A 25,051-nucleotide genomic window follows, 5' to 3' on the forward strand; every position below is an offset into this window, starting at 1 on the left:
TATAAGTTATTGATCATTGATGAAATAGGCTATCTGCCTATTGATAAACAGGGAGCTAATCTGCTATTCCAATTAATCAATAGGCGATATGAAAAAAACTCTACCATCATTACTACTAATCAACCCTTTAGTAAATGGGGGGAAGTTTTTTCAGATATTACACTTGCTAATGCCATATTAGATAGGCTGATCCATCATTCAAGTATTATTAAAATAACAGGACCTTCTTATAGATTAAAAGGAAAAGTTGAGTTACTTGAAGTTAGGAAAAATAATAACCACTAATTATAATAATTGTACATTTTGAGATTATAAATTTTGTGCATTTCGGGATTGACATTTACAATTACATGAAGAAAGTCCCTTATATTACCATATAGGTATAGAGAACTTGTTTTCTTTACACCTTGTGTTTTGCCAACAACTCTTTTCAATAGAACATCATTATTTATTGGAACAATCATGAAGATTTTCTCTGCCTCTTTAATTTCATTAAATCCTTTTTCATATTTATTACACCTCGTCAATCTCATCAATTAAGTAAGCAGAGGCGATTGAAATTGGCATGATTAGAGATATAACAAAATCGCTGTTGCATATTATTAAGACATTTACCCAGTCTTCTTTGCCTGTTACATTTATCTTGTCAACATACTCTGGAATCAAGTCATTAATGTCTAGGTATATCTCTTTTAATTTGCTGAAATCACTTTCTGACTCAATTACAAGAATGTACCCCCCATCCCCTTCGTCTACATCCCTATACTCTCTGTACTCATTATCAAGAATTGTTGCTATTTCTTTAATTACTGTTACAACTTCTTTAGGTAACTCAAGATTATTAGTTTCCATTAAATGTGATATTTTTATCATTTTTCCATCTCCTTTTTCCTGTTTTTTCTAAAACAAAACAACCCAAGCAAGCGACTTTTTGTCACTTACTTGGGTCTACATTTTTTAGTGGATGATTAAATTATTTAGAAAGCGTTCTCTCCCTTATTATTCTTATTTTGAATCGTTCCTTTAACTTGGTACTTTCTTTCATACGGCAATACATTCAAATGAAATTTATTTGTGATACCAATGAGTGACATCCTCTCTCCCATTATTACTTTTAATTTCGTGCAACTTATCTTTAAATTTATCAAGCATTTTAAGCTGTTATTTCCATTTTCAGTCTTTCCCAAAGTAATTATTACATAATTTATTGCTACCTTTAGTATATAACTATCATTCTCTTGCTTATCAATTCATCGAAGCTTAATTTTAGATTTATACAAATATCTATTTTAGAAATATATTTTCCATATTATCAGAACCAAACCAAAATCTATTCTTGTAATTTCATTAGCAGTACTTGGGTTAATTATTATAATTGCTAATTTCTTTTTATTTCTGCCCCATTTCTTTCTTAACAAAAATATATGTTGTTTATCTTTTGAGAAAACTGCTTCTGACTTAAATATACTTTTAACTTCAATTGATAAGAAATCCCCCCCTTCACCTTCTTCTCGTATGCCTTAGAAGATTATTTTTAGATTATATATAAGAAATAGAGAACAATCTGAAAATCTAATATATTCAACATACAAAAATTTATAAGAGTATGGTATTATAGTGATGACTTTATTATCTTACTCTTATTAGCTATTTTTATAATAGTTTTTAAAATTCTACTATACAAGGAGGTAATTATGAAAGAACCTAATTTTAAAAAATTTCCTACAGAACTATTTTCTTATCCTTTTTCCAACCACTCTGAGGAAGCAAAGCAAGCTTTAGAAACGCAATTCTGTCAATATATCAATGATACTTGTAACAAACCACGAAAAAGCGAGCCTCATGTTAAAGTAGGCCTTTGCAGTGTAGGTTATAAAGGTGGATTCATTGATAAACATCATCCTGTTATAATTTGTCCTAATCGCTTTAAAGTCGATAGCGTATTCTCTTCTATTCAAAAAGAGTATTTATCCAATTGGGAAAATATTAAATGGGTTAGTGAAGTAGGAATAGGCGTTGGTGGGAATGTTGATTATGTAGCTATTAAAACCAATGAAGTGACGGGTAGTGTTGAGGATTTTTTATGTGTTGAATTTCAAGCGGCTGGCACAACAGGAAGTCCCTGGCCTGCAGTTCTGGAATTTAAAGAAGACAGGAATTTCAAATCCCATAGCTATAATTATGGAATAAATTGGGCTAATGAATTTATGAAAACTATGATGCAGCAAGTTTATAAAAAAGGAAAAATTATTAAACATTGGAATAGAAAAATAGTCTTTGTTATCCAAGATGTAGCTCTGGCTTATCTACACGCTGCAGTAGATACGAGTGATTTAAGACCTGCTAATGATGATGATGAGATTCATTTTATGACTTACTCTATGCATTGGAAGGATGGGAAATGGGACTTATCTTTTAATGAAAAAGTTAGTACTAACCTAGAAGGGATTAATAAAATATTAGGAGGAGCGAATAAAGATAATTATTTGACTGATACTGATTTCATAAAAAATATAGTCGCTAAAGGAAAAACTAACGGAATTCTTTAACATTAAGTAAACAAGGGAACTGGATGGTTCCCTTGTTTAAATATACCCCATTAATCACAATAAATTTACTTACTATCCGAATTAGTGTCAATCTGTTTGATTCTTTTTAAAGCAAGATGATTGTAATGTTCGCTTAAGTCTATACCTATGCCTCGTCTGTTCATTTTCAGAGCAGTACTAACTGTACTTCCTGTGCCTGAAAAAGGGTCAATTACTATTCCATTAATCGGGCACGTTGCTTTGATAGGATTCAGCAATAGTTCCTCTGGAAATACTGCATAGTGAGCATCTTTTCTCCACTTATCTTCTGGTACGATTCTCCATATATTAGATGGTAAATATCCATTGGAACGCATCTTCATTATGTAATAACCCTTATCTAATAATTCTTTTGCTCTTCCACTAATTTTTGTATTATCACTATGTAATGTTCTCTGGTTCCCGCGGATAGCCATTCTAAAATCTACAACAAGCCCCTCTCGCATTTCTTCTATAGTTTCATCTAGAGCTTTTAGTGCATTTAGCTTTTCTTTTTCACTAAGTAGCTCTGATTCCTTAATTTGTTGATAATATTTCTTGCCCGATACTCCTGTCGCTGAAATTATTTTCCCACCTTTTTCTTCAGCTTTTTTTTCTGGTTTTATTCTAATAGCATCATCATCATAATAATATTTTTTACTTTTTACAAAATGAAAAACATGTTCATATACATCCCTAAACCTGTCTTTTGCACTTTGGGTACCTTTCATTTGGTCCCATATAATATCATTACGCAATATCCAGCCTTGGTCCTGCATTGCTATGGCAACACGCCAAGGCATACCCATCAAGTTTTTATTATAATATTTATCTCCTAAATTTAGCCAAAATGAGCCATGGTCTTTTAATACCCGTTTTATTTCAGAAAATATATTTACTAAGTTATCCACATACTCTGAAGGATTTTTTTCCTCACCTATTGCAATATAATCATAATTATAATCATGCTGATATTTTCTTTGTTGCCAATAAGGGGGCGATGTAATTGCACAATCTATACATTTATCAGGTAGTTGCTTTAAAATCTCTAAACAGTCTCCTGTTAAAATTGAATACTTAGCCTTATTTTCAAGCACATCCTCAATATTAATATTTGTATTATCCATATTTTAAACTCCTTCTCTTTACTTAGTACATATTTAAATTGCTTAATACAATGTATTATATCATAACCTAGTAATTCTTGAAAAATAATACCTTCTTTATACTTAAATATTTAACTTCCTAATGAACAAAAGACCGTATCAAGTCACTTGACTCAATACGGTCGTGGGTTTCATTGGTGGAGGCGAGGGGAATCGAACCCCTGTCCGAAGGCCCTTTACCAGTAGCTTCTACGAGCGTAGTTATTGTTTTAGATCTCGTCTCCTCCATCGACCAATAACAACCTATGGATTTGACCAGCCCTAGTTGTACAACTTAAGGTCAAGGCATCCCTTAAGACGTTCCCCGCTAAGATGACCTCTCTATCTAGGCTGCGGGTTACCTAGTAGAAAGGAGCAGCTATATTAAGCCGCTAAAGCGTAATTATCGTTTGCGTTTATATTTATTGCCCAGTTTTTGACGTGCTACCAAGCAAAACACGGCTCGCTACTAATGACTCCAAACCCCCGTCGAAACCTGTACGCCCCCTAGTATATACAAACAAAAACTATTGTTTTTGTCTTTCTCTTAGCTCTTTTTGTATCCTTCTACTAGCGTCTTTCTTGGCGATGTCTTGACGTTTGTCATATAAAGCTTTACCTTTAGCTACCCCTAGCTCTATTTTTACTCTGCCATTACTTAGATATGCACTTAATGGGACTAGGGTGTATCCTTTTTGTTGGATATATCCTATCAGCTTTCTGATCTCCCTCTTATGAAGTAAAAGCTTCCTTGTTCTAATGGGATCTACGTTAAAAATATTGCCTTTTTCATAAGGGCTTATATGAACATTATATAGGAAAACCTCACTATTTTCAACTCTTGCATAGCCATCCTTAATGTTCATTTTGCCTAATCGGATGGATTTTACTTCTGTTCCCTTTAACTCAATCCCAGCTTCGTAGGTTTCTTCAATAAAAAATTCAAATCTCGCTTTTTTATTGGTAGCTAGGACCTTTCGTCCACTATCTCCCATGATTTTCACCCTTTTAATTATTTATTTCTAAAGGCTGCCTATCTAAGTGCTGAATTATTATTATAACACGGACAATAATTATTATCAATATCCTTTTTCTGATAAATTAATATTTTTCTATTGTTACGCTTTTATAGGGATTATTACCTTTAGGGCTAAGGGATATACTGCAATAGGATAGACCACAAAATAGTGGTCTATTACTATTGTTCTATCAAATTAAAATCAATCTCTCTTTGTTTCACATCTACCCTTGCTACTTGGATCTTTACAATGTCACCTATCCTATAGATCTTTTTCGTACGTTCTCCAATCAGCATAAGCTTTTCGCTATCATAGGTATAGTAGTCATCCACAATGGAGCTTAATCGTACCATACCTTCAATGGTATTATCTAGCTCTACAAAGATACCAAAGGAGGTTACTCCTGATATGATACCTTCGAACACTTCACCTATCCGCTGTGCCATATACTCTGCTTTTTTCAAATCCTTTGTTTCTCTTTCAGCTTCATCTGCTATATCACCCCTCATGGAGGATTGTTCAGAGATATATGCAACAGCTGATTTTAGTTTTTCTTCTCTTCTCTCGTCAACCTCACCCTGTAGATATAGTTTGATTACACGATGAATTGCTAAATCAGGATATCTTCGTATAGGTGAAGTAAAATGACTATAGTATTTGGCAGCTAACCCAAAATGTCCAAGATTTTCTGGAGCATATCTGGCCTTTTTTAGAGAGCGAAGCATTAAGGTGCTGATAACAGTTTCTTCCTTTTTGCCTTTTATTTTTTCTAGTAGCTCCTGTAATACTTTAGGATGCACTTCATTGGTCATGCCTTTTAAATGATATCCAAAGTTATGGACAAATTTATTAAACTCCTCTAGCTTTTCTACATTAGGCTCCTCATGAACTCGATAAACAAAGGGGGCCTTAGCCCAGTAATAGTGTTCTGCTATGGTTTCATTGCTTACCAGCATAAATTCCTCTATAATTCTGTTGGCTATCCTTCGCTCGTATTTTTTTACATCTATGGGTCTACCTTTTTCATCTAGTACCACCTTTGCTTCATCAAAGTCAAAGTCTATGGCTCCTCTAGCTTCTCTTCTAGCTCTGAGGATTTTACAAAGCTTTTCCATGGTTTTAAAGTCATCTACTAGATACTGGTATTTACTGATTAACTCTTTATCTTCGTGTTCTAATATATCAGAGACATCCTCATATATCATTCTTTCATTGATATTGATGACACTTTCAAGGATTTCATGATTCACTACTATTCCTTTATGATCAATCTCCATAAAGATAGACATGGTTAATCTATCTACTTTAGGATTTAGGCTGCAAATGCCATTAGATAATTTTTTAGGGAGCATTGGTATTACTCTATCCACTAAATAAACACTGGTGGCTCTTGCTAATGCTTCTTTGTCTAAGGCTGAACCTTCTTTCACATAATGAGCTACATCAGCAATATGTACACCTAGTCTATAATTGCCATTAGGTAATATCTCTAAAGATACTGCATCATCTAAATCCTTAGCGTCTGCACCGTCAATGGTGATCATCTTAAGATTTCTAAGATCTTTTCTTTTCGCTATCTCTTCCTCCTCTACCACCTCTGAAATGCTTTCTATTTCTTTTTCTACTGCCGGAGGGAATTCTGGGTTTAATTTAAATTTTCTCATGATGGCTAAAATGTCTGTACCTGTATCATTGCCATGGCCAAGTATTTCGATTATTTTTCCTTCAGGATTTCTTCGTTTATCTGGCCATTCTGTTATTTCACACACAACCTTATCACCATGCTTCGCAGCATTTCTGTCAGCCTTTGGAATAAAGATATCTACATTTATTTTATTATCATCTGGTACAACAAACCCAAAGTTTCGACTATCCTCATAGGTTCCTACGATCTCATTATTTGCCCTTTCTAGTATCCTAATAACTTCTCCCTCTGCCTTTTTCGTGTTGTTGTTGACTTGATTGATTCTTGCTACTACTCTATCCTTGTTCATGGCACCGTTCATCAGGTTGGAGGGTATAAATACATCCTCTATCCCTGCTATATCAGAGATGATAAAGCCAAATCCTTTTGTATGGCCTTGTAATCTCCCTACTATTAACCCCATTCTTTCTGGCACACCATATCTTCTTTTTCGGGTGCGTATAATCAATCCTTCTGCCACCATTTCTTCCAGCAGCTGCGAAAAGACTTTTTTCTGTTCCTGAGAAATCTCTAATTCTGCAATCAATTCTTCCTCTAACATAGGATTATAGGCAGATGTTCTCATAAACTCAACGATTTTTTCTTTTATTGTCAAAAATATTCCTCCTTGTTATTTGATTCATATACTCTTATCTTTTGTATTGCAATAATTCTAATAGCTATATAAAAGGCAAAATAAAAGCTTGTGTTGATTGTTTGATTAAAATAATTATTTGTTAGTATTGTTATTATTATCTACTTTTATAATAAATATAAGCACATCTATTACCTTAGGAGATGATGATAAATAATGATACTAGCAATTTTATTAATTATATAGAGTATGGGTACTCCAAAATAAAATTTCTTTTTACTTTGTTTGTGATGAAAAAACACCATTCCTAATAAAACCCCTGCTGCTGCTCCTAACAAAGCCATCATGATAAAGGTCATCTCCTTAATACGCCATTCTTCTCTTTTTGCTCTTCTTTTGTCAATTCCTACTAATAGAAAAGCTGCTATATTTACTATGAATAAATAAATGCTATATATTATTATGGAGCTAGAATAGCCTTTTATTATGTCCATAAATAAATCCATCACTTGTCCTCCTTTCACACATCTTCTTAAATGAATATACCCTAAAAATAAAACCCTTAATCTTTAGGACTAAGGGTTTTGTGATGAGTCTATTAATGTCTATTCAAAGAATCTAAGTAGAATTCCACCCATTTGAGCAAACAATGGAGCAAATACTACTGATACGATTGTCATTAACTTAATCAAGATATTGATGGATGGTCCTGATGTATCCTTGAAAGGATCCCCTACAGTATCACCTACTACTGCAGCTTTATGCGATTCACTTCCTTTTCCACCATGATGACCTTCTTCAATATATTTTTTAGCATTGTCCCAAGCGCCTCCAGCATTTGCCATCATAATAGCCATCAGAACTCCAGCTACCAATGCGCCTGCTAATAGTCCACCAACTGCCTCAGGTCCTAATAATAGCCCTGTCCCAATTGGAGCAACTACTGCTAACACCCCTGGTATAACCATTTCTCTTAAAGCTGCTGCTGTACTAATATCAACACAGGTAGCATATTCTGGTTTGCCTGTGCCTTCCATGATGCCTGGTATTTCTCTAAATTGTCTTCTAACTTCTTCAATCATTTCAAATGCTGCTTTACCTACTGCCTCCATGGTTAAGGCAGAGAATAGAAATGGCAGCATACCACCAATCAACATACCTGCAATAACACTTGGACTTGTTAGGTCAATTACTGATAATTCTACTGCTGTAGTATAAGTAGCAAATAGTGCTAATGCTGTTAAGGCAGCAGAACCAATAGCAAAACCTTTTCCTATAGCAGCTGTAGTGTTTCCAACAGCATCTAGTTTATCCGTAATCTTTCTTACTTCCTTTGGTAATTCACACATTTCTGCGATACCACCAGCATTATCAGCAATGGGCCCATAGGCATCTACCGCAATAGTCATTCCTGCTGTAGCCAACATTCCTACAGCTGCTAATGCAATTCCGTATAATCCTGCAACACCAAAAGCAATCAAAATACCAAATGCTATGATTAGTATCGGCCATGCAGTTGATACCATTCCTACAGCTAGTCCACTAATAATGGTGGTTGCAGGACCAGTTTCAGACTGCTGTGCAATCTTCTTTACATGAGCAAACTCACCAGAAGTATATCTTTCTGTAATATTTGCTATTAATAAACCTACAATTAATCCAGTTACAATAGCTAAAAATCCAGATATATTGCCTAATAGATATCTACTTAAAACAAATGCAACAAGCACTGTTATCCCACCACTTACATAAGTCCCCATATGTAAGGCTTTCGCTGGATCTGTATCTTCGTCTCCCTTTACAAAAAAGGTTCCTATAATAGATGCAAGAATTCCTGTGGCAGCTAATAACAATGGAAATAATGCTCCATTTGTTCCATGAACCAATAAACCTAATGCAATAGCTGAAATAATAGATCCTACATAAGACTCAAATAGGTCAGCTCCCATACCAGCAACATCACCAACATTATCTCCTACGTTATCAGCGATTACTGCTGGGTTTCTTGGGTCATCCTCTGGAATACCAGCTTCGACCTTACCTACTAAGTCAGCGCCTACATCTGCAGCCTTGGTATAGATACCTCCACCAACACGTCCAAATAACGCAATAGAAGAAGCACCTAAAGCAAATCCTGTAATGATTTCTGCAGCTTCTGCCTCTGGTCTAATACCTGAAAGAAAAATAAATAATCCACCTACACCTAAAAGTCCTAAACCTACAACAGACATACCCATAACAGCTCCACCTGAAAAAGCTACGCTAAGGGCCTTATTCATTCCACTTTCCTTTGCTGCATTAGCTGTTCTTACGTTTGCTTTGGTTGCCACCCTCATTCCAAAGAAACCAGCTAATCCAGAAAACAATGCTCCAAATGCAAAGCATAAAGCTGTTAATGGACTAATCCCAAAAGCTAAAACAATAGCTAATATAATAGCAAAAATAACAAGGCTTTTATACTGTCTAGTTAAAAAAGCCATGGATCCTTCTTGAATATAGGAAGAAATTTCCTTCATTCTTTCAGTTCCAACTTCTACATTATTAATTTTGTTTGTAAGTACGTAGGCAAAAACTAATGCAACTAGTCCTACAATTGGTGCTATAATAAATAAACCCATTTTACTGTAATCCTCCTTCTATTCAGTTTTATAATGAATAAAATATTACTGGATTGCTACTAACAAAATAGCAACAACAATAAATAAAGCAGCACCAACTGATGTTACTTTACTTAACATACCTTCATACCCTCTACCTTGTTTTCCCCATAATTGTTCAGCTCCACCTGTAATAGATCCTGAAAGACCTGCACTTTTGCCTGATTGTAATAATATACTACCTATAAGTATTATACTAGTTATCAATTGAAGCACCATAAGTACGATTCTCATTGTATTTTCCACCTCCTATGCTTGTAATTAACATAGATATTGTAACATAGCAGTACTGTAAAATCAACCAAATTATTAGTTAAATCTACGCTGCTGTTTTTAAAGCATTATAACTAGATGATAATTTATTCAGTTAAATAATAAGAATAAGGGTAAGCCACCACCCTTATTCCTATTATTGGTACTTTTTTCACTTTTATACTTTTGATATTGTTGCTATTTTAAATTGTAAAACACTTCTTCTCCTAAAAATTGAGCTGTATCTCCTAGGATGTCTTCTATTCTTAGCAGTTGGTTATACTTTGCAACACGATCAGTTCTAGCAGGAGCTCCTGTTTTGATTTGACCTGCATTTACTGCAACTGCTACGTCTGCTATAGTGGCATCCTCTGTTTCTCCTGAACGATGGGAAATAACAGTTGTAAAGCCTGCTCTTTTAGCCATCTCTATAGTGTCTAAAGTTTCTGTTATCGTTCCTATCTGATTTAACTTGATTAAGATAGAATTTGCTGTTTTATTCTCAATTCCTCGTTTTAATCTAACTGGATTGGTTACAAAGATGTCATCCCCTACAATTTGTACTTTATCTCCCAATCTTTCCGTCATTAACTGGAATCCTTCCCAATCTTCTTCACTCAAACCGTCTTCTATAGAAATAATTGGGTATTTATTAACCAATTCCTCATAGTAATCTACCATTTCTTTTGAGGTTTTTGTAACTCCTTCGCCAGCTAGCTTATATACTTTTTCTTTTTCATCATAAAACTCTGTAGCTGCAGGATCTAATGCTATTTTAATATCTACTCCAGGTTTATAGCCAGCTACTTCGATTGCCTCAACAATCACCTTTAGGGCTTCTTCATTAGATGCTAGATTGGGGGCAAATCCACCCTCATCACCAACACCAGTAGCAAGACCCTTCTTTTTCAGTACAGATTTAAGATGGTGATAAACCTCAACCCCCATTCTTAGACCCTCGCTATAGCTTTTAGCTCCTACTGGCATTACCATAAATTCTTGTATATCTACATTGTTATCTGCATGAGATCCACCGTTTAAGATGTTCATCATTGGTACTGGTAGCTGCTTAGCATTTACTCCACCTAGGTATTGAAATAATGGCATACCTAATTCTTCTGCAGCTGCCTTTGCCACTGCCATTGAAACCCCTAAGATGGCATTTGCTCCTAGCTTTGCCTTGTTTTCTGTACCGTCTAAGTCAAGCATAATTTCATCTATTACTACTTGATCTAGGGCATCTAAACCAACAAGCTCAGGTGCAATGATTTCGTTTACGTTTTCTACAGCTTTTTGTACGCCTTTTCCTAAGTATCTACCTTTGTCTCCATCTCTTAATTCTACTGCTTCAAAGGCTCCTGTAGAAGCACCTGATGGTACGATAGCGCTACCCATAGCTCCACTTTCCAAATATACCTCTACCTCTACTGTCGGGTTACCTCTAGAATCTAGTACTTCTCTTGCATAGATATCACTAATAATTGTCATGTTTTTCTCTCCTTCCAAATATCAACGTTTATTTTATAATTAAACTATTCCCTGTCATTTCAGCAGGCTTTTGAAGTTCTAAAAGATGTAACAATGTAGGGGCAATATCACATAGTTTACCTTTTTCCCTTAGCTTCCCATGGTTTTCACCTACTAATATCAAAGGTACAGGATTTGTCGTATGGGCCGTAACAGCTCCACCAGTTATTTCATCTATTAATTCCTCTGAGTTACCATGATCTGAGGTTACTATGGCCTTACCGCCCTTTTCTAGTATCTTTTCTATTACTCTGCCTAAACAGTCATCAACCTTCTCCAGCGCCTTTACTACGGCATCCTCGATGCCCGTATGACCTACCATATCTGGATTCGCATAGTTTAACACAATGAAGTCATATTTATCCTGCTCTAGTTCATTTAATAGCTCTTTTGTCACTTCATCAGCGCTCATTTCTGGCTTCAAATCATAGGTTGCCACCTGTGGGGAAGGAATTAGTTTCCTATCCTCTCCTGGATTAGCTGTTTCTACTCCACCGTTGAAGAAATAAGTAACATGAGCATATTTTTCAGTTTCAGCAATCCTTAATTGTGTTAGCCCTTGCTTACTAATATATTCTCCTAACGTGTTATCAAGACTTTGGGGTTCATAGGCAATATGTACTCCCTCCAAAGATTTATCATATAAGGTCATTGTTACATAATGCAGTGGAAGATAGCCTTTTTCTCTTTCAAAGCCTTTAAAGTCCTTTTCTACCAAAGCTCTGCTCATTTGCCGTGCTCTATCTGGTCTAAAATTGAAGAAGATGATTCCATCATTATTGTCTATCGTATCAAATCTTCCTTCTTCATTTGGGATTACAGTAGGCAGTACAAATTCATCATTTTCTTCTAAACCATAGGCCATTTCTACTGCTGCTACAGGATTTTCTGCTAGTCTACCTTCGCCTAAAACCAATGCATCATAAGCAAGCTTTACTCTTTCCCACCGTTGGTCACGGTCCATTGCATAATATCTTCCTGAGATAGAAGCAATTCTGCCAGTGCCTATTTCCTCTATTTTTTTTGCTAAACTCTCGATATACATTTTAGCACTTCGAGGAGGTGTGTCTCTTCCATCTAGGAAACAGTGAAGGTAGACTTTCTGCAAGTCATAATCCTTTGCCATTTTCAGCAGAGCATATAAATGCTCAATATGACTATGAACACCGCCATCAGATACTAATCCCATTAAGTGAAGACTTGTATTGTTGGTTTTTACGTGGTTTATCACATCTAAGAACCTTTGGTTATTATAGAAATCCCCATCTTCTATTTCCTTGGAAATCCTTGTCAGCTCCTGATATACAATTCTTCCTGCGCCGATGTTTAAGTGACCTACCTCAGAGTTCCCCATCTGACCTTCCGGTAGCCCAACCGCCATTCCACTTGCCTCTATCTGTGTATGAGGATAATTATTGATTAATCTATTTAAGTTTGATAATTTAGCTGATTTTACAGCATTTCCTAATTCTTGTTCCCTTATTCCCAAGCCGTCTAAGATAATCAGTGCTATGGGTTTTTTCATGGCAATCTTCCTTTCCTGCTTCGTACCCATGGTATAGCCATTAGAAATTTACAATTGCTAAAAATTCCTCTGCTTTTAAACTGGCTCCTCCCACTAAGGCACCGTCTATGTCTTCTTGATTCATTATTTCTGCTGCGTTGACAGCTTTGACACTACCACCATATTGAATTGGTACGATTTCTGAAACTTCTTCACTGTACTTCTCCTTTATTACCTCTCTGATATAAGCGATTACTGCATTAGCATCTTCTGCAGATGCTGTTTTCCCAGTTCCTATGGCCCATACTGGTTCATAGGCTATCACGATTTTTTTCATTTTTTCTTCTGAGACATTATCTAATGCTTTTATCGTTTGAGCTTTTACAACCTCATAGGTTTTTTCTGTTTCTCTTTCTTCTAATGTTTCACCAACGCATAGGATTGGAATTAAATCCTTTTCTAGCGCTTTTTTCACTTTTTTATTAACAGTTTCATCTGTTTCATTGAAATACTGTCTTCTTTCAGAATGGCCAATTATTACATACTCTACCCCTTGCTCCTTTAGCATATCAGCTGAGATTTCACCTGTATATGCCCCTTGGTCTTCCCAGTGCATGTTTTGTGCACCTAATTTAATACTAGAGCCTTTTATTTCTTTACTTACTTCGCTTAACACAGTAAAAGGGCAGCAAATTACAATTTTGACATCTGTTTTCCCTGATTCTGATTTTAATTCTTTCACCAGCTTTAATGCTTCTTCTGTGGTGTTGTGCATTTTCCAGTTTCCAGCTATTATAGGTATTCTCATAAGAAAACCTCCTATCTATTTATTTTCTATAGCATCTATACCAGGTAATACTTTTCCTTCTAAAAATTCTAAAGAAGCTCCTCCACCTGTAGAGATATGCGTCATTTTATCTGCAAAACCTAGTTGCTCTGCCGCAGCTGCACTATCTCCACCACCAATAATAGTAGTGGCATCACTTTCAGCCATAGCTTTAGCAATTTCCTTTGTTCCCACAGCAAAGGCTGGCATTTCAAAGACTCCCATAGGACCATTCCATATTACTGTTTTTGCATCTTTAATTTTTTCTGCAAATAGCTTTATTGTTTTTTCACCTATGTCCAATCCCATATGGTCTGATGGTATATCATCAAAATCAGCTCTTCTATGATCTGCATCGGCTTTAAACTCTTTTGTAATTACAACATCTACTGATACTAATAAATCTACATTCTTTTCCTTTGCCTTTTTCATTAAATCTAAGGCTAGCTGCATTTTGTCCTCTTCCAATAATGAGGTGCCGATTTCATAGCCCTGCGCCTTTAAAAAGGTGTATGCCATTCCACCACCGATTAAAAGAGAATCAACCTTTTCAATGAGATTTTCTATAACGCCAATTTTGTCAGATACTTTTGCTCCACCTAAAATTGCAACAAAAGGTCTTTTAGGGTTTTCTAATGCTTTACCCATAAAGTGCACTTCTTTATCTATTAGATATCCCATAGCTGATGGTAAGTAGCTGGCAATCCCTGTTGTAGAACTATGGGCACGATGGGCTGTGCCAAAGGCATCATTTACAAATAAATCTCCCAGAGAAGCTAACTCTTTAGAGAAATCAGCATCGTTCTTTTCTTCTTCTTTTCTATATCGGACATTTTGTAATAGCATTATTTCACCTGATTTTAGGTTTTTTGCTATCTCCTTTGTTTTCTCTCCCACTACTATATCGTCGTCAGCAAAAGTAACCTCTTGCTGTAATAACTCACTTAATCTTTTAGCAACTGGTGCTAAGGAGTATTTAGGATTTGCTTCTCCCTTAGGTCTCCCTAAGTGAGACATGAGAATCACTGCTGCTCCTTTTTCTCTCAGATACTCTATGGTAGGTAATGCAGCTCTGATTCTTATATCATCAGTAATACCTTTTTCGCTACTGATAGGCACATTGAAATCACATCTTACTAGTACCTTTTTGCCTTCTACAGTTAAATCTTTTACTGTTTTTTTATTCAGTACTGACATATTTATCCCTCCTGCATTCTGGTTAAGATGGAAGCTAAATTTAACGATAGCTTTATGTACTATATATACTGATTATTTTTAGTTGGTTTACTTACTGTACAACAGGATGTAACAATTTAAAGTTACATCCTGTATGCTTATCTCTGTAACTATTCTTTTTTTATACTATTTCTTATAATCCTTTGCCTACAATGAAGGATACTAGGTCTACTACTCTTGCTGAATAACCCCACTCATTATCATACCAAGAGATAACTTTTAATAATTTCCCATCCATTACCATTGTTGATAACCCATCTATAATAGAAGAATGAGGATCTTGTCTGAAGTCAACTGAAACCAGTGGTTCTTCAGAAAAATCTAGGATTCCCTTTAAATCTCCTTCTGCGGCTTCCTTTAATACTGCATTCACTTCCTCAGCAGTGGTATCTTTATCAAGCTCTGCTACTAAATCAACAACTGAAACTGTGGGGGTTGGAACACGCATAGCCATCCCATTTAATTTCCCTTTTAATTGAGGCAGTACTAATGATACTGCTGCTGCTGCGCCTGTTGTAGTAGGTATGATGGATTCAGCAGCGGCTCTTGCCCTTCTTAAATCCTTATGAGGTAAATCAAGTATATTTTGATCATTTGTATAGGCATGAATAGTAGTCATTAAACCACTTTTGATACCAAATTTTTCATCTATTATTTTTGCGAAGGGTGCTAAGCAGTTGGTGGTACAGGATGCATTTGAAATAACATGATGATTTGCTGCATCATACTTTTCTTCATTTACTCCCATTACAATAGTAATATCTTCTTTTTTAGCAGGTGCAGAAATGATTACTTTTTTTGCTCCAGCTTCAATATGTTTTTCCGCTTGCTCTTTGGCTGTGAAAATACCTGTAGATTCTATAACAAGGTCTACTCCAAGTTCCTTCCAAGGTAGCTTTGCAGGATCTCTTTCAGCAGATATTTTGATTTCTTTATCATTCACAATGATACTATTTTCTTTTGCTTCAATGGTTCCATTAAATTTACCATATAAACTATCATATCTTAGTAAGTGAGCTAATGTACTAGGATCAGTTAAGTCGTTGATGGCTACTATTTCCCAATCTCTTTTTTCCTCCAAAGCTACTTTAAAAACATTTCTCCCAATTCTTCCAAACCCATTAATTGCTACTTTAATACTCATTTGTATAACCTCCTAAATATTTTTATATTTTAAATATATCTTTATGGACATCTATTTATGTACTATAATTATTTAGTTTTGCCATTAAAGTATATATTATTATAGATAGCATCTAATACTTTTCTAGTATTTCCACTGCAGCTCCTTCATCTGTTACAAGTATCATAGATTTTTTAAGTTTTGAAATAGCTACTATAGCTTCAGCCTTATTAGCACCACCTGCAACACCTATAACGGTAGATATTCTCTGAAAATCACAATAGCTAATACCTACTGTCTTCATTTCATAAACAATATCTCCTTCTCTAGTAAAATAGAAACCAAAAGCTTCTGCTACCGCTTTATGGCTATTGAGTTTTTCTATCACTTCTGGTGATAAGTCTCTTCTATCCGCCATTGTATCAGCTCTACCGATTCCAAAGACTAATAAATCTGCAGTTTTTATAACATTTGTTACTTTTTGTATCTCAGGGTCCTGTAATATACTTTCTAGTGCCTGCTGACCTAAGGTATCAGAAGCATGAAGTAGTTGATACTGGCACTTCAATCTTCTAGCCATTTCTGCAGCGATGGTGTTCGCCTGACTTTCTACTTCTTTCCCTATCCCTCCACGGGCTGGTAACACAATAACATTGTTGCTTTTAGAAGGTTTTTCTATTCCATGGGCAACTGCAGCCATAGTGCTACCACCAGTAACGCCAATAATACTATTATCATGAATCTTACTTAATATTAGTGCCGCTGTAGTTTTCCCTAAATCAACCATCATATATTGGTTCTCTTCTAGATTTCCTGGTACAACCTTTACTTCATGAATATTTAATTTCTTTTTTAATTTTTCCTCAATGTCCTTAATACCCCGCAGCTTATATATGTATTCTTGAAGACTTTCAATAATATTGACTCCTTGGCTTGTAACTGACATGCCAGCAGGGCTTATATCAATTAACCCTAGGTCTTTCAATATTTCTACTTCGGTTCTAATAATTCTTTCTCCAATAAAAAGATTATTGGATAGCCCTCTTCTCCCAATTGGCTGTAGGGCATAAATATTTTTTAAAATATTATACCTTTTTTCTAATAGGTTTAATGCTTCAGGTATAATTTTTTTCTGTAGTTCAATAATATTTTCCATAAAAGACCTTCCTCCACTAGGACTTTTTTAGTCCCTCTGAATCATATTGTGTCCCTACTGCTATAAAAAAATAACGCCCTCTATAAATAGAATTATATAATAGAATACTTTAATAATCAATGTGTTTTTTGTAATTATTACTAATTTCTTTCTCTTAAAATAAAAGAAAAACCTAAGACAATCTTAGGTTTAGGAAAATCGTTTTCTTTTGGATGAAGATGGAATGTTAATATCCTCTCTGTATTTTGCAACAGTTCTCCTTGACACTTGGATGCCTTTTTCAGCTAGCTTTTTGCCTATTTTATCGTCACTTAGCGGTTTATAAGGATTTTCTGCTTCAATTATTTCTTTCATATAATTTTTAATACTCTCGGCAGAAATACCCTCTCCGTCTTGACCTTCTACACCACTGGAAAAAAAGTATTTTAGTTCAAAAATCCCCATAGGGGTATCAACATATTTTCCATTGGTAGCTCTACTTACTGTAGACTCGTGGACTTGAATTTCGTCTGCAACTTCCTTTAATGTCATTGGTTTTAGATACTTTTTTCCATATTCAAAAAAGTTCTTTTGTTTCTTTAGAATCATTTCTACCACTTTGTATATCGTCTGTCTTCTTTGCTCTATACTTCTTATTAGCCAAATAGCAGAATTAAATTTATCATTTAAAAATTTTGTAGTTTCAGAATCTCCCTGATCATTACTTAAAAGCTTCTTATAATCATTTCTAATGGTAAGTCTCGGAGCATTTCGATCATTTAAAATAACCAGATATTCACTGCCTATTTTTTTGATGACAGCATCTGCAACGATATAATTATTATTTATGGAGGCAAACTTCCTCCCTGGTTTTGGTTCTAAGGTCCTAATGAAATCACATATTTCTTGAACCTCTGAAACAGTTATCCCTAACTTTTTTGCGATATGAGGATATTTATTGTCAGCTACTTCCTCTAAATGCTCTTCAACTACAGTAAAAACATTCTTATTTCTCATACCCATTTGATCTAATTGTATTAGTAAGCACTCTTTCAAATTCCGAGCAGCTATACCGGGAGGATCAAAGGTTTGGACAATTTGTAGGATATTTTCTACTGTGCTGCATTCCTCATTTAATTCTTTTGCAATCTCTTCCACGTCTATAGTCAGGTACCCATTTGGATTTAGGTTATAGATAATATATTCACCAATCTCTTTGTATTTATAATCCAGTAAAGTAATATGGTATTGAAATAAAAGGTGTTCTTGTAAAGTAGCATCACGAGATACTATATTCTCATAATTAAACTGGTTATCATTATTGTATTGACTTTGAGTATAATGATAATTATCAAAATCCTCCATGTATTCCTTCCAGTTAACTTTTTCCTCTAGTTGTCTCTCTATATCTCCTTCACTCTTTTCTTCAAGATCCTTCATTTCTAAAATGGGATTGGTTTCTATCTGCTCTTCAATATACTGATCTAGTTCAAAGGTTGCTAACTGCAGAATTTTAATAGCTTGTTTTAGCTGAGGGGTCATTACTAGCTTCTGTGATTGTTCTAGATGCAAGCTGTATCCCATTTTCATAGTACTCACCCTTTCATTTCTGTCTTCTTTATTGTTATTATATCATAAATAGGACTATAGTTAAAGGCTACGTTTTGTTTTTGGCATAAAAATTGCATGAGAAAACCTCAGTGGCTCACTGAGGTTTCAACAATTGCTTATATCTCTATTTTATCTTTCTCCTTCTTCATAAGGAACACCATTTGCAGCCGGGGCAGATGATCTTCCAACAAAGCCCATTAACACAATGAGTGTCAATACATAAGGAAGCATGGATAATAATTGCATAGATATCTCAAATGGAGCATCTGATCTTCCTAAATAAACAACAAGTCCATTGGATACTCCAAATAATAAACATGCCCACATGGCTCCTTGCGGCTTCCATTTTCCAAAAATCATTGCAGCTAAAGCGATAAACCCATGACCTGAAATAAGTGTTGGCCTAAAGTTTGAAACAATTGCTAAGCTCATAGATGCACCACCAAATCCTGCAAGTACACCAGATAGGACCACACATAGATATCTTATCTTATATACACTAACGCCTAAGGTATCAGCAGCTCTAGGATGCTCACCTACTGCTCTTATACGTAATCCTAGCTTCGTTCTATATAATAAAAACCATACAACTCCAACAAGTAGGAAAGCAATATATACAGTGGCATACTGATTAAAAACTAAGTCTAAAAATGAATTTCTTGGTAATAAACCATGAATCGGCCTTGGCATTTTGTTATCTAAAGGAATGGCCTTTGTCATTGTGGCCCCTTCAAAAAATATTCTACTCAAGAACAACGCTAGACCTGGGCCCAAAAAGTTGATAGCTATTCCTGATACAACCTGGTCTGCACCATAAGATACTGACGCAACAGCATGCAATAATGCCAAACCGCCTCCGGCCATGCCAGCTGCTAAAAATGCTAACCAAGGATTCCCACTATAAAAACCTACGGTGGCTCCAATCAGTGCTCCTATTGTCATCATACCTTCCAAACCAATGTTTACTACCCCAGAGTTCTCTGACATGACTCCCCCTAAAGCAGCATAGATTAGAGGTGTAGAGTACATTAATGTGGTACCAATAATAAAACCTAAGCTATCTAACATTTTTAGCACCTCGTTTCTTTTTAAAATTCTGCAAACTATACTTTATTAACTTCGGCATAGCAATAAAGAATACAATCGTACCTATCATGATATTAATTACCTCAGATGGTGCTCCTAAAGCAGGCTGAATTTTTGATCCTCCATATTGCAGCGCGCTAAATAATAAACCAGCAAAAACAATTCCAATAGAGGCATTACCACCTATTAATGCAACTGCGATTCCATTAAATCCATATCCCTCCATAGCTGCAAGGCTAGCTATACTTTTTGAGATACCCATAACATGCAATCCTCCTGCTGCCCCAGCTAGTCCACCTGCGATAACCATCGAAGTAAACATGCTTTTAGAAACATTAATTCCACCGTATTCTGCCGCATGTCTATTATAACCCACGGCCTTTAGTTCATAGCCTAAGGTTGTTTTGTTTAAAATATACCATACAATAACTGCAAAAATAATTGCTATAATAAATCCCCAGTTTAGCGGTGTTCTTAAGGCATCACCAAAAAAGTCATGTCCTCTTAGCCATTCTCTCCCTTCTGGTGACCTTTTCCACTGTTCTAATATAACAATACTTGCGCTACGCTGTATTTCATGTGTTCTTTGTGAGGTAGCTCTTCTAAGTCCTTCAAGTAAAACAATGTAGTTATTTAGATAAAGAGCTATCCAGTTTAACATAATGGTGGAAATAACTTCATGTACACCAAACTTTGCCTTTAGGACTCCTGCAATTCCACCCCATAGCCCCGCCGCTACGATAGCTGATATCAATACCAGTGGTATATGTATAATTGCTGGTAATTCAACAAAATACCCCACCATAGCTGCTGTAATTGCACCTATCATAAATTGTCCTTCAGCTCCTATGTTGAATAGCCCTGTTTTAAAGGCAAAGGCTACAGATAACGCCGTCAATATGATAGGGGTTGAACCGATGATGGTCCATGCCACATAGCTAGGTCTAGTCAGGACACCCCTTGCCATGATTCCATAGGCTTCTATCGGGTTAAATCCTGCTAAAGCTAAAGTAGCGGCTCCTATAATGAATCCTAAAATAATAGATATAATGCTAAAGCCAAAGGTCCATTTTGTTATATATGTTGCTATTTTTTCAAAAAAGGCTTTACTTTTCATTCTGTATGCCCCCTCCCGCCATCATAAGTCCTAGAGTATTTTCATCGGCATCTTTGGCATCAACGATATCAACGATTTTCCCTTCATAAATAACAGCAATACGGTCTGAGATATTCATGATTTCATCTAACTCCAAAGAGACCAAAAGAACAGCTTTGTTTTTATCTCTTTGCTGAATCAAGGATTTATGAACGAACTCTATCGCTCCTACATCCAAGCCTCTAGTAGGCTGTGCTGCTATCAAAATGTCAGGGTCATTGGTGACTTCTCTAGCTATGATTACCTTTTGTTGATTACCGCCTGATAAGGATCTAGCTTTAATTTTTTCATCTTCAGGACGTACATCAAATTTTTCAATAAGCTCTTTAGCAAATTTATTAATAGCTGTACTGTTCATAATTCCATGTTTTGCAAAGGGTTCCTTTGCATAATTTTCAAGTATCATATTTTCTGCTACGGTGTAGTCTAGTACCAAACCTCTTTTCTGTCTATCCTCTGGTATTGAAGCTATCTTATTCTCTATGATTTCTTTAGGTGTATTATTGGTAACATTCTTACCATTGACAATTACATTGCCAGCTTCTATTTTTCTCAAGCCTGTTAAAGCTTCGATCAACTCAGTCTGTCCGTTCCCGTCAACACCAGCAATCCCTAGTATCTCTCCAGCATGAATCTCTAACGATAGTCCTCTAACAGCTTCAACAGCTCTATTATCCTTTACCACCAAATTTTCTATCCTTAATGTCGCTTCACCTTTTTCTTTTGATTCCTTGTCTGCTTTAAAGCTAACTTCCCGACCAACCATTTTTGAAGCCAGTTCTGCCTCAGAGGTGTTTTTTACTTCCACTGTATCAATGTGCTTTCCTCTCCTGATAATAGTACAGTAATCTGCAGCTTCTTTTATTTCTTTTAATTTATGAGTAATAATAATCACTGTTTTTCCTTCTTGGGTTAAATTTCTCATAATAGTGATAAGTTCTTTAATCTCTTGAGGTGTTAGTACAGCAGTAGGCTCGTCTAGTATAAGAATCTCCGCCCCTCTATATAAGGCTTTTAGAATTTCTACCCTTTGCTGCATACCAACAGATATATCATAAATTTTTTCGTTGGGTTTCACATATAAACCATACTTTTTTGATATTTCTTCAACATCTTGGACAGCTTTTTTCATGTCCATTTTTCCTGCTAAACCTGTAGGCTCCATACCCAGTACGATGTTTTCTGTTACTGTAAAAGGCTCCACTAACATAAAATGCTGATGCACCATGCCTATACCTTTTTGAATTGCGACATTTGGATCAGTAATATTAACTTTTTCTCCGTTTATATATATTTCGCCTGCTGTTGGTTGATATAAGCCATAGAGTATATTCATTAAGGTAGATTTCCCCGCACCATTTTCTCCTAACAATGCATGTATTTCTCCTTTATGAACCGTAAGGTTAATATTTTCATTGGCAGTAAAATCTCCAAACTTTTTTATAATGTTTTTCATCTCTACTACCTTACAGTCAAAATCGATGTTCCTCAATTAATTCTCCTCCGTTTCCATCGAGTTTTCTGTACAGTTGTTTCTTTGTTTATACTGTACTATAACTATTTTAATGTTTTTTATATACAAATATCAACCAAAATTTAGATTTATTTTCAATAAAAAAGCAAAAACTTAGTTTTTACCCTAAGCTTTTGCTTTTTTTTTACATGCAATCGATATTAATAGTTTGCATCATAGTCATCTTTGTTATCTGGAACAAAGATTTCTCCAGCAATAATTTGTCTTTCAACTTCTGCAACCTCTTCTAAAATTTCAGCAGGCACATGTTTATCAGATGTTGGCGCAATACCCACTCCGCCATCCTCTAAACCAAATACTACTGTTTGGCCTCCTGGGAAATTACCTGCTTTTAAATCTTCTGCGATCATAAAGATTGCATTGTCTACTCTCTTCATAGCAGATGTAATAACATTATCAGGTGCTAAATGGTTTTGATCCATATCTACTCCAATAGCATACTTATCTTGCTCTCTTGCGGCTTCGATAACACCGTCACCAGTTCCACCAGCAGCGTGGAATACAATATCTGCTCCTTGTTGATACATTTGGTTAGCAATAGCTTTACCACGAGCAGCATCAACAAAAGAATCTGCATATTGTACTAATACCTCAGCATCTGGGTTAGCATACTTAACACCTGCCATAAATCCATAATGGAAACCATGGATTACTGGGAAGTCCATACCGCCAACAAATCCAACTTTTCCTGTTTCAGTCATCTTACCAGCAATATATCCTACCAAGAAAGATGCTTCTTCTGCTTTAAACAATACTCCTACTACATTATCCGGAGTATCATCATATGCAGAGTCGATAATAGCATATTTTTGATCTGGGTTAAAATCAGCAGCTTCAGCGATAGCGTCTCCCATCATAAAGCCTATACCCCATATCAAGTCATTTCCTGCATCCAATAGTGTTTCAAGGTTTCTTTCGTAATCAGCGTCCTGCTCTGATTCTACATAACTAACTTCAAATCCTAATTCGTCTCTTGCTTTTTGGTGACCGTTCCATGCTGATTCGTTAAATGATTCATCGTTTACTCCACCAACATCTGTTACCATTGCCATCTTCAATTGTGGCTCTTCTACTTGCTCTTCCACTTGCTCTTCTGTTGGCTCTTCTGCTGGTGCTGGTTCCTCAGCGGTTCCACCACCGCATCCTACTAGTGCAGTTGCCATTAGTAATAGCACTAGCATTAATGCTAACATTTTCTTAAACATTAAATACTACCTCCTTTTTTTCTCTGTAAATAATCTTATCCTCCCCTATATTTTCATAGGTACTAGTAATAGTTCTATAAAAAATGGTATTTTCCTCCTATAAAGATAAAATTTATACATTCTGAATTTTATAAAAATTTTTTATATTATTCTTCTCTAACTATTATCTGTATGTCTATGCAACTTACCCTCATAAACAAGAAAAGGTTTTCTCTTGCAAAACCTTTTCTTGTTATATATACCTTAACAATCAGGAGCTTCTCCTGCCACAAACCCTGCTTCTTTTAGTGCAGCTATGGCTGTGTTCAGCTTTTCTTCGCTTACCATAATCACGGGGCCTGTACAACCCATACCGCTTTCTGCGTAGATACTTTTTTTCCATAGGGCTTCAACTGCGTCTTCTAGGTCCATGATGTCTATGCCGCTGATGGAACCGGTTACGACTTCTTTTGGTGGGGCTGTTACTTTTTCTTGTGTGTCTTTAACTTTTTTATTGTCTTTTGTTAGGCTTTTTAGTATTTCTGATAGTTTGGCTTTGTTGGCTTTTTCAAATTCTTCTTTTGCTACTTCTTTTAGGTTGCCTTTTACCAGCTCTGCTGCGTATTGTATGGCGTTGGCTACTACGGGTACGCCGGAGGCTCTGGATAGGATCAGGATGGTTCTTTGTTGTTCTTCTCCTATGCCGGGGCCATAGCCATAGCCAATGGATTCGTAGTCACCGCCTGTTGTGTAGGCGGAGAAGATTTTCATAAAGACGTTGCCTGTCAGGGTGTCTTGTACCATAACATCCGGTGTACCGGCTAGTAGGTCGTTGCCCCGCATGATGCTGCCGCCATCACTGCGCATGGATTCTGTCAGGTTGATGTGGTATCCATTGTTTTTTAGTTCTTTTAATGCTTTTTCTACTTGTCTTGCACCGTCTACGTTCAGTATGCCGACAGTTGGGTTTTTTATACCGTTGGCTTTGGCTGTGATGATGCCATATAGTGCGTTTTTTACCATGGCTTCTACTCGATGGGGTGAGGAGGTGCCGGTGGTGGTGGCGATAAACATTTCTTTGCCTCGACCAGGGGTGATGACTTTTCCTACTGTGGAGACACCGATGGGAAAGTTGTAGTGCATGGTTACGCAGCCTTGGATGGTGCCATCGTCCAGTAGTTTTTCCATGGTTTTATGCATTTCTTCTTCG

The 25,051-nt window shown here is 35.9% G+C and carries 21 protein-coding genes and 1 other RNA gene; 2 read left to right on the forward strand and 20 right to left on the reverse strand.

Translation table 11 applies throughout. The features are described from left to right. On the forward strand, window positions 1–285 hold a 285-nt coding region (locus BMX10_RS16240), incomplete at its 5' end, for an ATP-binding protein (RefSeq protein WP_170834864.1). Window positions 286–513: 228 nt separating this feature from the next. Here the strand turns inward: BMX10_RS16240 and BMX10_RS16250 are convergent. Next, on the reverse strand, window positions 514–873 hold the full coding sequence (locus BMX10_RS16250; RefSeq protein ID WP_090446621.1) for a hypothetical protein: 360 nt from the start codon (window positions 871–873) through the stop codon (window positions 514–516). Window positions 874–1,694: 821 nt separating this feature from the next. Here BMX10_RS16250 and BMX10_RS16255 point away from each other — a divergent pair. Next, complete coding sequence (locus BMX10_RS16255; RefSeq protein ID WP_090446623.1) at window positions 1,695–2,549, forward strand: NotI family restriction endonuclease; 855 nt, start codon at window positions 1,695–1,697, stop codon at window positions 2,547–2,549. Between the two features lie 65 nt (window positions 2,550–2,614). Here BMX10_RS16255 and BMX10_RS16260 read toward each other — a convergent pair whose 3' ends face one another. The 19 genes from BMX10_RS16260 to grdD form a co-directional block, all read right to left on the reverse strand. Next, window positions 2,615–3,694 carry a DNA-methyltransferase gene (locus BMX10_RS16260; RefSeq protein ID WP_090446625.1) on the reverse strand — a complete coding sequence of 360 codons (1,080 nt, stop codon included), beginning with the start codon at window positions 3,692–3,694 and terminating at the stop codon, window positions 2,615–2,617. A 174-nt stretch (window positions 3,695–3,868) separates the two neighbouring features. Continuing rightward, window positions 3,869–4,220, reverse strand: a transfer-messenger RNA (tmRNA) gene (gene ssrA, locus BMX10_RS16265). A 19-nt stretch (window positions 4,221–4,239) separates the two neighbouring features. Further along, window positions 4,240–4,707: an SsrA-binding protein SmpB gene (smpB, locus tag BMX10_RS16270; RefSeq protein WP_090446627.1), complete on the reverse strand. Its 468-nt coding sequence runs from the start codon at window positions 4,705–4,707 to the stop codon at window positions 4,240–4,242. A 203-nt stretch (window positions 4,708–4,910) separates the two neighbouring features. Then, the gene (rnr, locus tag BMX10_RS16275) at window positions 4,911–7,031 is read right to left on the reverse strand and encodes a ribonuclease R (RefSeq protein ID WP_090446629.1); all 2,121 of its coding nucleotides are present in this window, start codon (window positions 7,029–7,031) and stop codon (window positions 4,911–4,913) included. 170 nt (window positions 7,032–7,201) lie between these two features. Beyond that, window positions 7,202–7,516 (reverse strand): DUF1294 domain-containing protein, encoded by a 315-nt coding sequence (locus tag BMX10_RS16280; RefSeq protein ID WP_244272755.1) that lies wholly within the window; start codon window positions 7,514–7,516, stop codon window positions 7,202–7,204. A 99-nt stretch (window positions 7,517–7,615) separates the two neighbouring features. Continuing rightward, a complete protein-coding gene (locus BMX10_RS16285; protein WP_090446631.1) occupies window positions 7,616–9,628 on the reverse strand; it encodes a sodium-translocating pyrophosphatase in 2,013 nt (670 codons plus the stop codon). A 45-nt stretch (window positions 9,629–9,673) separates the two neighbouring features. Beyond that, complete coding sequence (secG, locus tag BMX10_RS16290) at window positions 9,674–9,901, reverse strand: preprotein translocase subunit SecG (RefSeq protein WP_090446634.1); 228 nt, start codon at window positions 9,899–9,901, stop codon at window positions 9,674–9,676. A 216-nt stretch (window positions 9,902–10,117) separates the two neighbouring features. Continuing rightward, window positions 10,118–11,407, reverse strand: coding sequence for a phosphopyruvate hydratase (eno, locus tag BMX10_RS16295; RefSeq protein ID WP_090446636.1), 1,290 nt, complete (start codon window positions 11,405–11,407; stop codon window positions 10,118–10,120). A 28-nt stretch (window positions 11,408–11,435) separates the two neighbouring features. Continuing rightward, a complete protein-coding gene (gene gpmI, locus BMX10_RS16300) occupies window positions 11,436–12,971 on the reverse strand; it encodes a 2,3-bisphosphoglycerate-independent phosphoglycerate mutase (protein WP_090446639.1) in 1,536 nt (511 codons plus the stop codon). A gap of 40 nt (window positions 12,972–13,011) precedes the next feature. Beyond that, on the reverse strand, window positions 13,012–13,758 hold the full coding sequence (tpiA, locus tag BMX10_RS16305; protein WP_090446641.1) for a triose-phosphate isomerase: 747 nt from the start codon (window positions 13,756–13,758) through the stop codon (window positions 13,012–13,014). Between the two features lie 15 nt (window positions 13,759–13,773). Beyond that, the gene (locus tag BMX10_RS16310) at window positions 13,774–14,973 is read right to left on the reverse strand and encodes a phosphoglycerate kinase (RefSeq protein WP_090446643.1); all 1,200 of its coding nucleotides are present in this window, start codon (window positions 14,971–14,973) and stop codon (window positions 13,774–13,776) included. A 172-nt stretch (window positions 14,974–15,145) separates the two neighbouring features. Next, window positions 15,146–16,156 (reverse strand): type I glyceraldehyde-3-phosphate dehydrogenase, encoded by a 1,011-nt coding sequence (gene gap / locus BMX10_RS16315; protein WP_090446645.1) that lies wholly within the window; start codon window positions 16,154–16,156, stop codon window positions 15,146–15,148. Between the two features lie 112 nt (window positions 16,157–16,268). Next, on the reverse strand, window positions 16,269–17,291 hold the full coding sequence (locus BMX10_RS16320; RefSeq protein WP_090446647.1) for a sugar-binding transcriptional regulator: 1,023 nt from the start codon (window positions 17,289–17,291) through the stop codon (window positions 16,269–16,271). A 189-nt stretch (window positions 17,292–17,480) separates the two neighbouring features. Next, complete coding sequence (gene rpoN, locus BMX10_RS16325) at window positions 17,481–18,860, reverse strand: RNA polymerase factor sigma-54 (protein WP_090446648.1); 1,380 nt, start codon at window positions 18,858–18,860, stop codon at window positions 17,481–17,483. 150 nt (window positions 18,861–19,010) lie between these two features. Continuing rightward, window positions 19,011–19,949: an ABC transporter permease gene (locus BMX10_RS16330; RefSeq protein ID WP_090446649.1), complete on the reverse strand. Its 939-nt coding sequence runs from the start codon at window positions 19,947–19,949 to the stop codon at window positions 19,011–19,013. Then, window positions 19,939–21,084, reverse strand: coding sequence for an ABC transporter permease (locus tag BMX10_RS16335; protein WP_090446652.1), 1,146 nt, complete (start codon window positions 21,082–21,084; stop codon window positions 19,939–19,941). The genes BMX10_RS16330 and BMX10_RS16335 overlap by 11 nt, the downstream gene beginning before the upstream one ends. Further along, window positions 21,074–22,579 carry an ABC transporter ATP-binding protein gene (locus BMX10_RS16340; RefSeq protein ID WP_090446658.1) on the reverse strand — a complete coding sequence of 502 codons (1,506 nt, stop codon included), beginning with the start codon at window positions 22,577–22,579 and terminating at the stop codon, window positions 21,074–21,076. Before BMX10_RS16340 ends, BMX10_RS16335 begins: the two co-directional genes overlap by 11 nt. Window positions 22,580–22,797: 218 nt before the next feature. Next, window positions 22,798–23,862 carry a BMP family lipoprotein gene (locus BMX10_RS16345; RefSeq protein WP_090446654.1) on the reverse strand — a complete coding sequence of 355 codons (1,065 nt, stop codon included), beginning with the start codon at window positions 23,860–23,862 and terminating at the stop codon, window positions 22,798–22,800. 243 nt (window positions 23,863–24,105) lie between these two features. Further along, window positions 24,106–25,051: glycine/sarcosine/betaine reductase complex component C subunit alpha (grdD, locus tag BMX10_RS16350; protein WP_090446661.1), on the reverse strand; the 946-nt coding region annotated here is incomplete at its 5' end.

Source organism: Natronincola peptidivorans, assembly GCF_900111615.1.
Classification (GTDB): domain Bacteria; phylum Bacillota; class Clostridia; order Peptostreptococcales; family Natronincolaceae; genus Natronincola_A; species Natronincola_A peptidivorans.

Excerpts from the sequence above, each read along its gene's own strand:
- BMX10_RS16250 (WP_090446621.1), bottom strand. The coding sequence starts at position 873 with ATGATAAAAATATCACATTTAATGGAAACTAATAATCTTGAGTTACCT.
- BMX10_RS16255 (WP_090446623.1), top strand. The coding sequence starts at position 1,695 with ATGAAAGAACCTAATTTTAAAAAATTTCCTACAGAACTATTTTCTTAT.
- BMX10_RS16260 (WP_090446625.1), bottom strand. The coding sequence starts at position 3,694 with ATGGATAATACAAATATTAATATTGAGGATGTGCTTGAAAATAAGGCT.
- smpB (WP_090446627.1), bottom strand. The coding sequence starts at position 4,707 with ATGGGAGATAGTGGACGAAAGGTCCTAGCTACCAATAAAAAAGCGAGA.
- BMX10_RS16280 (WP_244272755.1), bottom strand. The coding sequence starts at position 7,516 with ATGGATTTATTTATGGACATAATAAAAGGCTATTCTAGCTCCATAATA.
- BMX10_RS16285 (WP_090446631.1), bottom strand. The coding sequence starts at position 9,628 with ATGGGTTTATTTATTATAGCACCAATTGTAGGACTAGTTGCATTAGTT.
- secG (WP_090446634.1), bottom strand. The coding sequence starts at position 9,901 with ATGAGAATCGTACTTATGGTGCTTCAATTGATAACTAGTATAATACTT.
- eno (WP_090446636.1), bottom strand. The coding sequence starts at position 11,407 with ATGACAATTATTAGTGATATCTATGCAAGAGAAGTACTAGATTCTAGA.
- gpmI (WP_090446639.1), bottom strand. The coding sequence starts at position 12,971 with ATGAAAAAACCCATAGCACTGATTATCTTAGACGGCTTGGGAATAAGG.
- tpiA (WP_090446641.1), bottom strand. The coding sequence starts at position 13,758 with ATGAGAATACCTATAATAGCTGGAAACTGGAAAATGCACAACACCACA.
- BMX10_RS16310 (WP_090446643.1), bottom strand. The coding sequence starts at position 14,973 with ATGTCAGTACTGAATAAAAAAACAGTAAAAGATTTAACTGTAGAAGGC.
- gap (WP_090446645.1), bottom strand. The coding sequence starts at position 16,156 with ATGAGTATTAAAGTAGCAATTAATGGGTTTGGAAGAATTGGGAGAAAT.
- BMX10_RS16320 (WP_090446647.1), bottom strand. The coding sequence starts at position 17,291 with ATGGAAAATATTATTGAACTACAGAAAAAAATTATACCTGAAGCATTA.
- rpoN (WP_090446648.1), bottom strand. The coding sequence starts at position 18,860 with ATGAAAATGGGATACAGCTTGCATCTAGAACAATCACAGAAGCTAGTA.
- BMX10_RS16330 (WP_090446649.1), bottom strand. The coding sequence starts at position 19,949 with ATGTTAGATAGCTTAGGTTTTATTATTGGTACCACATTAATGTACTCT.
- BMX10_RS16335 (WP_090446652.1), bottom strand. The coding sequence starts at position 21,084 with ATGAAAAGTAAAGCCTTTTTTGAAAAAATAGCAACATATATAACAAAA.
- BMX10_RS16340 (WP_090446658.1), bottom strand. The coding sequence starts at position 22,579 with ATGAAAAACATTATAAAAAAGTTTGGAGATTTTACTGCCAATGAAAAT.
- BMX10_RS16345 (WP_090446654.1), bottom strand. The coding sequence starts at position 23,862 with ATGTTTAAGAAAATGTTAGCATTAATGCTAGTGCTATTACTAATGGCA.